This is a genomic window from Kribbella sp. NPDC026596 (assembly GCF_040638415.1).
In the GTDB taxonomy this organism is placed as follows: Bacteria; Actinomycetota; Actinomycetes; order Propionibacteriales; family Kribbellaceae; genus Kribbella.
This window is the reverse complement of sequence record NZ_JBEZYF010000095.1, coordinates 20,554-30,313: the sequence shown is the minus strand read 5'-3', so window position 1 is coordinate 30,313 and position 9,760 is coordinate 20,554. Positions and strand designations below refer to the sequence as shown.

The 9,760-nt window shown below is 68.1% G+C and carries 12 protein-coding genes; 10 read left to right on the top strand and 2 right to left on the bottom strand.

Features of this window, described 5'->3' with window-relative positions; all coding sequences use genetic code 11:
* The first annotated feature begins 151 nt into the window (after positions 1-151).
* Together prfA and prmC are read left to right on the top strand one after the other, a co-directional pair.
* Positions 152-1,228: a peptide chain release factor 1 gene (gene prfA, locus AB0E63_RS42660; protein ID WP_360379474.1), complete on the top strand. Its 1,077-nt coding sequence runs from the start codon at positions 152-154 to the stop codon at positions 1,226-1,228.
* The gene (gene prmC / locus AB0E63_RS42655) at positions 1,225-2,055 is read left to right on the top strand and encodes a peptide chain release factor N(5)-glutamine methyltransferase (protein WP_360379471.1); all 831 of its coding nucleotides are present in this window, start codon (positions 1,225-1,227) and stop codon (positions 2,053-2,055) included. The genes prfA and prmC overlap by 4 nt, the downstream gene beginning before the upstream one ends.
* Here the strand turns inward: prmC and AB0E63_RS42650 are convergent, their stop codons facing one another.
* Positions 2,056-2,994 carry a hypothetical protein gene (locus tag AB0E63_RS42650; RefSeq protein ID WP_360379468.1) on the bottom strand — a complete coding sequence of 313 codons (939 nt, stop codon included), beginning with the start codon at positions 2,992-2,994 and terminating at the stop codon, positions 2,056-2,058.
* 19 nt (positions 2,995-3,013) lie between these two features.
* Positions 3,014-4,024: an adenosine deaminase gene (locus AB0E63_RS42645; RefSeq protein WP_360379465.1), complete on the bottom strand. Its 1,011-nt coding sequence runs from the start codon at positions 4,022-4,024 to the stop codon at positions 3,014-3,016.
* 241 nt (positions 4,025-4,265) lie between these two features.
* On the opposite strand from AB0E63_RS42645, the gene AB0E63_RS42640 reads away from it, so the two are divergent.
* The 8 genes from AB0E63_RS42640 (at position 4,266) to AB0E63_RS42605 (ending at position 9,721) form a co-directional block, all read left to right on the top strand.
* On the top strand, positions 4,266-5,021 hold the full coding sequence (locus AB0E63_RS42640; RefSeq protein WP_360379462.1) for an L-threonylcarbamoyladenylate synthase: 756 nt from the start codon (positions 4,266-4,268) through the stop codon (positions 5,019-5,021).
* The gene (locus tag AB0E63_RS42635) at positions 5,021-6,139 is read left to right on the top strand and encodes an MraY family glycosyltransferase (RefSeq protein ID WP_360379460.1); all 1,119 of its coding nucleotides are present in this window, start codon (positions 5,021-5,023) and stop codon (positions 6,137-6,139) included. The genes AB0E63_RS42640 and AB0E63_RS42635 overlap by 1 nt, the downstream gene beginning before the upstream one ends.
* Positions 6,140-6,406: 267 nt before the next feature.
* Complete coding sequence (locus tag AB0E63_RS42630; protein WP_360379458.1) at positions 6,407-6,808, top strand: hypothetical protein; 402 nt, start codon at positions 6,407-6,409, stop codon at positions 6,806-6,808.
* Between the two features lie 90 nt (positions 6,809-6,898).
* On the top strand, positions 6,899-7,114 hold the full coding sequence (locus tag AB0E63_RS42625; RefSeq protein WP_360379455.1) for a hypothetical protein: 216 nt from the start codon (positions 6,899-6,901) through the stop codon (positions 7,112-7,114).
* Positions 7,115-7,244: 130 nt separating this feature from the next.
* The gene (atpB, locus tag AB0E63_RS42620; protein ID WP_360379452.1) at positions 7,245-8,027 is read left to right on the top strand and encodes a F0F1 ATP synthase subunit A; all 783 of its coding nucleotides are present in this window, start codon (positions 7,245-7,247) and stop codon (positions 8,025-8,027) included.
* Between the two features lie 75 nt (positions 8,028-8,102).
* Positions 8,103-8,324 (top strand): ATP synthase F0 subunit C, encoded by a 222-nt coding sequence (gene atpE / locus AB0E63_RS42615; RefSeq protein WP_328519104.1) that lies wholly within the window; start codon positions 8,103-8,105, stop codon positions 8,322-8,324.
* A gap of 30 nt (positions 8,325-8,354) precedes the next feature.
* Positions 8,355-8,924 (top strand): F0F1 ATP synthase subunit B, encoded by a 570-nt coding sequence (locus AB0E63_RS42610; protein ID WP_360379449.1) that lies wholly within the window; start codon positions 8,355-8,357, stop codon positions 8,922-8,924.
* Complete coding sequence (locus AB0E63_RS42605; protein ID WP_360379447.1) at positions 8,924-9,721, top strand: F0F1 ATP synthase subunit delta; 798 nt, start codon at positions 8,924-8,926, stop codon at positions 9,719-9,721. Before AB0E63_RS42610 ends, AB0E63_RS42605 begins: the two co-directional genes overlap by 1 nt.
* Positions 9,722-9,760 lie beyond the last annotated feature (39 nt).

Sequence of the window (9,760 nt, the reverse complement as noted above, 5' to 3'; positions counted from 1 at the left end):
AAAAACCCAAACCCGATATTATGGACCTAGTGACTGGTGTTAAGACGTGTGATCTTCCTATCTTCACCGCGCGCCGGTCCGCGAGCTCACGCTCTGTGGACCGGCGCGCGGTTTGTGTTGTCAGCAGGGTTTTCGAAGGGAGGAGTGCACGATGTTCGAGGCGGTTCAGACGCTCAAGGCCGAGTACGCCGAGCTGGAGCGGCAGATGGCGGATCCGGAGCTGCACTCCGACCAGGCCAACGCCCGCCGGGTCGGCAAGCGGTACGCCGGGCTCGCACCCGTCGTCCGCACGTACGACGAATGGCTGCGGACCGGGGACGACATCGAGGCGGCGCGTGAGCTGGCCGCCGAGGACCCGAGCTTCGCGGAAGAGGCGACCAAGCTGACCGCCCGCCGCGAGGAGCTGGCCGAGAAGCTGCAGGTGCTGCTGGTCCCGCGGGACCCGAGTGACGACAAGGACGCGATCCTCGAGATCAAGGCCGGTGAGGGCGGCGACGAATCGGCCCTGTTCGCCGGCGACCTGCTGAAGATGTACCTGAAGTACGCCGAGTCGCAGAACTGGAAGACCGAGGTCCTCGACTCCGCCGAGTCCGACCTGGGCGGGTACAAGTCGATCACGGTCGCGGTGAAGGCGAAAGGTACGCCGGAGCCGGGGGAGGCGCCGTACGCGAAGCTCAAGTTCGAGGGCGGTGTGCACCGGGTCCAGCGGGTGCCGGTAACCGAGTCGCAGGGGCGGATCCACACGTCCGCGGCCGGCGTGCTGGTGCTGCCGGAGGCCGAGGACGTCGATGTCGAGATCGACCAGAACGATCTGCGGATCGACGTGTTCCGGTCGTCCGGGCCGGGTGGGCAGAGCGTGAACACGACCGACTCCGCCGTGCGCATCACCCACTTGCCGACCGGCATCGTGGTCTCGATGCAGAACGAGAAGTCCCAGCTGCAGAACCGCGAGCAGGCCATGCGTGTCCTGCGGTCCCGGCTGCTTGCCGCCGCGCAGGAGGCCGCCGACCAGGAGGCGTCCGACGCGCGCCGGTCGCAGATCCGGACTGTGGACCGGTCTGAGCGGATTCGCACGTACAACTTCCCGGAGAACCGCTTCTCCGACCACCGCGTCGGCTACAAGGCGCACAACCTCGACCAGGTCCTCGGCGGCGAGCTGGCGCCGGTGATCCAGGCCCTGACCGACGCCGACCTGGCCGCCCGCCTCGAGGCCGTCGAGTCCCAGTGAGCGGAGTGAAAGCTCTGGTAGCCGCGGCGACGGGTCGGTTGCGGGAGGCGGGGGTTGCGTCGCCTGACTTTGACGCCGCTGAACTGCTCGCGTTTGTCACGGGATCGAGTCGGCTGCACCTGGCTGAGCCCACGGACGAGCAGAGGCAGCGGTACGACGTACTGATCGAGCGCCGGGCTGGTCGCGAACCGCTCCAACACCTCACCGGTACGGCGGCCTTCCGCTACCGGGAGCTCTCGGTCGGGCCGGGGGTGTTCGTGCCGCGGCCGGAGACCGAGGTGATGGTCGGCTGGATCCTCGACCGCCTCAAGGACGTGAAGGAACCGCTCGTCGTAGACCTCTGCACCGGTTCAGGCGCGATCGCCGGCGCGATCGCGACCGAGCGCCCGGACAGCGTCGTACATGCCGTCGAGCTGTCGCCGGAGGCCTGCGTCTGGGCCAGGCGGAATCTGGCCGGCACCGGCGCGGTCCTGCATGAGCGCGACATCGACGGATGTCTGCCGGAGTTCGACGGTCAGGTGGACGCGGTGATCTCCAACCCGCCGTACATCCCTTTGACCGCTTGGGAATCCGTCACCGCCGAGGTCCGCGACCACGACCCCGCGCTCGCGCTGTGGTCCGGTGACGACGGCCTCGACGAGATCAAGGTGGTCGCCGCCACCGCGGCCCGCCTGCTCAAGCCCGGCGGCTGGTTCGCCTGCGAACACGCCGACGTCCAGGGCGAATCCGCCCCCGCCGTCTTCACCACCACCGGCCTCTTCACCGAAGTCCGCGACCAACTGGACCTGGCCGGCCGCCACCGCTTCGCCACCGGCCGCCGGATCTGACTACTCGTAGACCACGAATTCTGGGCGGGGTTTCAGGGCCATCACCTGGGTCGGTGTCATGAGGGGACCGTGGCGGGTGTCTTCGACGTAGAAGAGTTTGAAGCCGGCATGGACGCTCGGGGGAAGGCCCGTGGTGAGTTTGGTCCAGGTTTTCAGTTTGTCGACGCGGGCGCCGATGCCGTCGACGGACTTGATGGTGACGACGCCGGGATGTTTCTTCAGGGCCTGCTCGTTGGTGACGATCCGCGTCGACAGCTGGTGAAAGACGAACACCTTCTCTGGCAGGTCGCCGGCCTTCACCAGCCCCGACAGGTACGACGCGATGCTGTCGAGCTCGGCGCCCGTGGTGTGGCCGAAGACCCGCCCCGGCACCTGACTCGGCCCGACCGCCCACTCCGGGTCGAACGCGAGTCCTACGTCCGGCTCCTTCAGCCAGCGCTCGAGCCGTTTCACCTCGGGCAGGATCTTGGCCCGGCCCGGCTGGATGTCGAGCAGTAACAGCATCTTGTGCTTGCGGGCTACGGCCAGATACTCGTCGATCGTCACGTCCGGCAGCCGGCCGCGGTACATCCCGTCCTTGCCCCGGGATCCCTTCGCCACAACGGCAATCAGCTCCATCACCGGGAGCGGCGTCCGCCCGGCCGCGTAGGCCTTCGACAGCGTCTCCAGCTTCGCCGCCTTCGCGTCGAGGTCCTTGTCCAACGGCCCGAGCGCGGGCGATCCGGGCATGCCGACGTACCCGACCAGCTGGTACTTCGGGAAGATCACCCGCCCGCCCCGCGGCAGCTCACCGTCGGCCGGCGGGGTGGGGACTGTTGGACTCGGCCGGACGGCCGTCGGTGCCGGCTTGGAGGTCGTCGAGGTCGTGGCAGCGGGGACGTCGCTGCAGGCCGCCACACTCACCAGGACGACCGCCAGCGCCCCACAGACTCTCCGCACCGGACCAAGGTACCCAGGCCTAGCTCACGTACGCGTCGATCTCTGCCAGCAGTTCGTCCTTGACCGAGTCCTCCGCGAACGACACCCGGACGGCGGTCTTGGCGAGCTCGGCCACGCCGGTCTCGTCGAGGTCGAGGAGGCGGGCGGCGACGGCGTACTCGTTCGTCAGATCGGTGCCGAACATCGGCGGGTCGTCGGAGTTGATCGTGACGACGAGGCCGGCGTCGACCATCGCGCGCAGCGGGTGCACGTCGTACGACGCGACCGCGCGGGTGGCGATGTTCGAGGTCGGGCTGACCTCGAGCGGGATCCCGTGCTCACCCAGATAGTCGACCAGGGCCGGGTCCTGCATGGTCGACGTACCGTGGCCGATCCGCTCGGCCTTCAGCACGCGGACGGCGTCCCAGATCGTCTCCGGCCCGGTGGTCTCGCCCGCGTGCGGCACGCTGTGCAGGCCGGCCGCGACGGCAGCCTCGAAGTGCGGCTGGAACTGCGGCCGCGGTACGCCGACCTCCGGCCCGCCGAGCCCGAACCCGACCAGGCCCTCCGGCCGGATCTTGGTCGCGATCCGCAGCGTCTCCTCGGCGGCCGGCAGCCCGGCCTCACCGGCGATGTCGAAGATCCACCGCAGCGTGATGCCGAATTCCTTCTCGGCGGCCACCCGGGCGTCCTCGATGGCCTCGCAGTACGCCTCGGCCGCGATCCCGCGCTGCACGGAGGTGTACGGCGTACAGGTCAGCTCGGCGTACCGGAGGTTCTGCGCGGCCATCTCGCGGGCGACCTCGTAGGTCAGCAGCCGGACGTCCTCGGGCGTCTTGATCAGGTCGACGACGGTCAGGTAGACCTCGATGAACTTCGCGAAGTCGGTGAACTTGAAGTACTCCGCGAGCAGCGCCGGGTCGGTCGGCACCGGCGACTCGGGGTGCCGGGCGGCGAGCTCGGCGACGATCCGCGGCGAGGCCGATCCGACGTGGTGAACATGCAACTCGGCCTTCGGCATTGCGGCGAGGAACTCACGCGACACGGTCATGGGGCCTCCCGGCCTGGACTGAGGAGCGCAGGGAGCGAAGCGACTGGAGCGACGAGGGAAGGCCGGGAGCCGAGGCCCCATGACCCGCCGGGCCGGAGGCTCGGCAATTCAAAACAGTCATGACCGGGATCCTAAGGAGTACCGGGGCCGGGTGGCTGGAAAGCTCACAATCATTTGTCAGGAACGGGTGGAGCGCAGCCCGGTTGGAGTCGGGGCCCGCGTGAGTGGCACGATTCACTCCGTGAGTGAGCGCTTCGACTTCAGCGGCGACGAACTGGCACCGGCCTACCGCGCGGCCGTGGATGCCATCGAGGCCGGCGACCTGGTCGTCCTTCCGACCGACACCGTGTACGGGATCGCCGCGGACGCCTTCAAGGCCGACGCGGTCCAGCGGCTGCTGGACGCCAAGGGCCGCGGGCGGGACATGCCGCCGCCGGTGCTGATCTCGGTGGTCGAGTCGCTGGACGCGCTCGCCACCGACGTCCCGGACGCGGGCCGCAAGCTCTGCCAGGAGTTCTGGCCGGGGCCGTTGACGGTGATCTGCCACGCGCAGACGTCGCTGATGTGGGACCTGGGGGAGACCCAGGGGACCGTCGCGCTCCGGGTGCCCGATCACGAGAACACCCGCGAGCTGCTGTCGCGGACCGGGCCGCTCGCGGTCAGCTCGGCGAACAAGTCCGGCCAGCCGGCCGCGCTGGACGTGTACGACGCCGAGGAGCAACTGCAGGACTCGGTCGCGGTCTACCTCGACGGCGGCGCGGTGACCGGCGGGGAGCCGTCGACCATCGTCGACCTCACGGGAGAGACGCCCAAGGTCGTCCGTCTGGGAGCCCTCTCCTTGGAGCAACTGCGCGCTGTCGTGCCTGAGGTCGCGTCAGACGCTGATGAGGAAACCGCAGCGGAAACCACAGAAAAGCCAACCGAAGATGTGGTCGAGGCGTCCAACGCAACGGATGACGAGAAGCCGACCGATCCTGATGTGAGGCCTGCGGACTAGTGCGCGAGTACCTGCTGGTCCTGTTCGTGGCGATGGCCACGACCTTCCTGCTGACCGGCGTGGCCCGACAGATCGCGCTGCGGTACGGCGCGGTCGCGAAGGTGCGGTCCCGGGACGTGCACAAGGTCCCGATCCCGTACTTCGGCGGCATCTCGATCCTCGGCGGCCTGATCGCCGCGTTCGCGGTCGCCTCCGCCCTGCCGTTCCTCGGTGACAGCCTGCAGGTCGCCCACGACGCCCGGGCGATCCTGATCGGCGGGGTGGTGATCTGCGCCGTCGGCGTGGTCGACGACCTGTACGAGCTGGACGCGATCACCAAGCTGGCCGGCCAGGTCCTCGCGGTCGGCGTGATGGTTGTCCAGGGCATCCAGTTGTATTGGCTCCCGCTGCCCGGTGGCGTGATCTCGCCGTCACCCGCACAGCTGGCCGTGCTGACCGCGGGCATCCTGCTGGTGTCCTGCAACGCGGTGAACTTCGTCGACGGCCTGGACGGCCTGGCGGCCGGCGTCACCGCGATCGGCGCGACCGCTTTCTTCACCTACTCGTACCTGCTGAACGTCGAGCAGAACCTCGACCGTGCGACCACCTCGACCCTGATCACGGTGGCCCTGGCCGGTGCCTGCCTCGGCTTCCTGCCGCACAACTTCTTTCCCGCCAGGGTTTTCATGGGCGACTCCGGCGCCCTGCTGATCGGCCTGATGCTGGCCGCGTCGACGATCAGCCTCACCGGCCAGATGGACCCGAACGCGGTCCCGTACGAGGTGGGCGGCTCCAGCCTGCTGCCGGCGCTCCTCCCGCTGATCCTCCCGATCGCCGTCCTCGCGATCCCTGCGCTGGACCTGACCATGGCCTACGTCCGCCGGACCAAGGCCGGCCGGTCGCCGTTCGCCGCGGACAAGTTGCACCTGCACCACCGGCTGATGCAGCGCGGTCACTCGCACCGCCGGGCGGTGCTGCTGATGTACCTCTGGACGGCTCTGATCGCGTACGGCGTGGTCGTCCTCGGCCTGGTCCTGTTCTGGTGGACGGCTCTGATCGTGCTGGCCGTGACGGTCACCGCGATCCTGCTCACGACCGGTTTGCCACGCCGTTCCCGGAAACCGCTCGCCAAGGTCTGACCGCGAACTTGGAGGGACCAGACCACTCACGCACGTGGCCTACCGATAGTGTGTGCGTGTACAGCGGCAGGGACCCCGTTTTGCTGACCGTGCAGACTTTGTGCTAGTTTTCACAAGCACCAGCAAAGAACAGCGACACCCCTGACCCCGCCCACCCGACGACCAGGCCGCGAGACCTGGTCGCCAGCAGGACGGAACCACCAGATGGCTCCTTCGGCTCACAGCCCGAAAGTCGCCGGCCAAGCCACGAGGCACCCGGCGCTAGCGATGTTGCGTGGCGCTTTGGTCGCCGCCCTCGTCGTCGGTATCAATGCGGCCGTGGTGTCCACCGTCGCGGCCGGTCTGCCGGGCTTGTGGGGCGCGTTGCTGGGTCTGCTGACGGTGATCGTCTTCTCCGGCGCCGGCCTGATCGCTCTGCACCTGTCCCGCAAGACCTCTCCGACCATGCAGCTGGCCGTCGCGATGGCGTCGTACACCGGACGGATCGCGTTCTTCGGCGGTCTGCTCGCGATCGCGCTGAGCTCCGACAGCCTGGCCCGGCATGTGAATCTGACCGTGCTCGGCGTGGTCGCCCTGGTGGTCGTGATGGCCTGGATGGCCGGCGAGATCTGGGCCTGGTCGCGGCTGCGCATCCCGATCTACGACCTCGACAATGAGGTGACGGCATGAGCACCCTGGGTAATGATTCCCCTGCTGTGGCAGAGGTTACCGGTGCCGATGTGACCGGTCCTGTCCACTCCTGGTACGTTTCGGGTGCCAATGAGCGAGCACGAGGATCCGAAGCCATCACCCCCCAATTCGGGCGACGGCTGGCGGGTCCTGTCCTACTTGATCGGCGGTGTCGTGGTGTACGGCGGCATCGGGTTCGGGTTGGATCGCCTGCTCGGCACCCAGTTCTTACTCCCGGTGGGCATCGTCCTCGGTGCCGGGCTCACCATCTTGTTGCTGCACTTCCGGTACGGACCGCGATCATAAGATTTGGCCTGAATCCTTCAGGGTTCGGCGCGATCCGCACCGGGTCTGACGTTGTTGACCGCCATGCCCTGAGCCGCCCTGCCCTTCACTACAAGGCGTCCGACTTGAGCACGACGCGAGAGGAGACCCGGTGACCGCCGGCGTTCCGACCGAGTTCATCGCACCCGGTCCACAGAGCTTCGACACCCCGCCGATCATCGATGGCGTGGACTGGTTCACCAAGCCCGTGCTGGTGTCCGCACTGTCCGTCGTTGTCATCCTGTGGTTCTTCTGGGGTGCTTCCCGCAAGGCCGACGTCGTTCCGAGCAAGCTGCAGTTCGCCGGCGAGCTCGGGTACAACTTCGTCCGCAACTCGATCGCCCGCGACGCGATCGGCAGCCAGGAATACATGAAGTACGTGCCGTACCTGACCGGCCTGTTCTTCTTCATCCTGCTGAACAACATCGCGGCCACCGTCCCGCTGGTCCAGTTCCCGACCTTCAGCCACATCGGCTGGGCGTACAGCGCCGCGATCATGACCTGGGTCATCTACAACGCGGTCGGCATCAGGAAGCACGGGCCCTGGGGCTACTTCAAGCACCAGACCATGCCGGCCGGTGTGCCGTGGTGGCTGATGCCGCTGATGATCCCGATCGAGTTCATCTCGAACATCATCGTCCGGCCGATCTCGCTGAGCCTGCGGTTGTTCGCGAACATGTTCGCCGGCCACATCCTGCTGCTGGTGTTCGTTCTCGGTGGCGAGTACCTGGTCTTCGAGACCGGCAACATCGCTCTCGCCGGCGTCGGCATCGTCACCTGGGTGATGGGCCTCGCGATCGGCGGACTGGAGCTGTTCGTCCAGTGCATCCAGGCCTACATCTTCGTCGTGCTGACCGCGCAGTACATCGGCAGCGCCATCGCCGAAGACCACTGATCCGCACCACCCACCTAGACCCGTAGTAACGGAAACCCGGATAGCCCCTATCCGTACCGAAAGGAAACACCTGAGATGGCTCTCGAGATTGCCGGCAACATCGCAGTCCTCGGCTACGGCCTGGCCGCGATCGGCCCGGGCGTCGGCGTCGGTCTGATCTTCGCCGCTGTGATCAACGGCACCGCGCGGCAGCCGGAGGCCCAGAGCAAGCTGCAGTCGATCGCCTGGATCGGCTTCGGTGTCACCGAGGTGCTGGCGATCATCGGTATCGCACTCGCCTTCGTCTTCCGTACCTGAGCTACTTCCTCCGACTGACAGGATTCAGACATGTTGACGATGGTGCTACCGCTGGCCGCCGAGGGTGAGGATGTCAACCCGCTGCTGCCGCACACCGCCGAGATCATCTTCGCCTTCGTCTTCCTGGTCCTGCTGGCCGTCGCCTTCGCCAAGTACGTCGTCCCCCGGTTCGAGAAGGCGTACGCCGATCGGACCGCGGCGATCGAAGGCGGGATGAACGAGGCCAAGCAGGCCCAGGCCGAGGCGAAGGCGGCTCTGGAGAAATACAACGCGCAGCTGGCCGAGGCCCGGCAGGAGGCTGCGAAGATCCGCGAGGACGCCCGCGAGCAGGGTGCCCAGATCATCGCGGAGATGCGCGAGCAGGCGAACGCCGAGGCCGAGCGGATCGTCACCCACGCGCGGACCCAGATCGACGCGGAGCGGACCCAGGCGGTCGCTTCGCTGCGCAGCGAGGTCGGCACGATGGCGACCACGCTGGCCGGCCGGATCGTCGGCGAGTCGCTCGAGGACGAGGCGCGTCAGCGTCGCACCGTCGAGCGCTTCCTGGCCGACCTCGAGGCGTCGGAGTCCGCTCGTCAGGCCGTCGGAACGGACGGCTGATGCGCGGCGCGTCGAACGAGTCACTCGCCCGGGCCGCGGAGGCCCTGGCGGGTGTCACCGTGACCGAGGGGCTGGGCGCCGAGCTGTTCTCGGTCGCCAAGCTGCTGGACGGCAGCGGCGCGCTCCGGCGCGCACTGACCGATCCGGCCCGGCCCCGCGACGCCCGTGTCTCCCTGGTCCAGCAGCTGTTCGGCGGCAAGATCTCCACCCAGGCGCAGGAGATCCTGACCACGGCGGTGGCCGGTCGCTGGGTCGGCGGCCGTGACCTCGGGAACGCCCTCGACCAGCTCAGCGTGCAGGCCGAGGTGGCGTATGCCGACGGCCGGCACAAGCTGGACGACCTCGAGGACGAGCTGTTCCGGCTGGACCGGATCGTCGCGGCGGAGCGGGGACTGAGCGACAAGCTCAGCGACCGCAACATCCCGCTCGCGGCCCGGCAGGAACTGCTCGCCGGACTGCTGCAGGGCAAGGCCGACGCCGTCACGGTGCGGCTGGCCGAGCGTGCGGTGGACGGCCGGGGCCGCAGCTTCGCGGCCTCGATGCGGACGTACCAGGTCGCCGCGGCGGCCCGGCGCAACGCCAGCATCGCGACCGTGCGGGTCGCCACCGACCTGACCGAGGGCGAGCGCGAACGGCTCGCCGCGACGCTGGGACAGCAGTACGGCCGGGACATCCAGCTGAACGTCATCGTCGACCCGAACGTGGTCGGCGGCGTCCGGGTGGACATCGGCGACGAAGTGATCGACGGAACCATCGCGGCCAGGCTCGACGAAGCGCAACGGCGCATCGCGGGCTGAACGCCCCTTAACGACATAAGCGGCGCTAAGGGTCGGGAA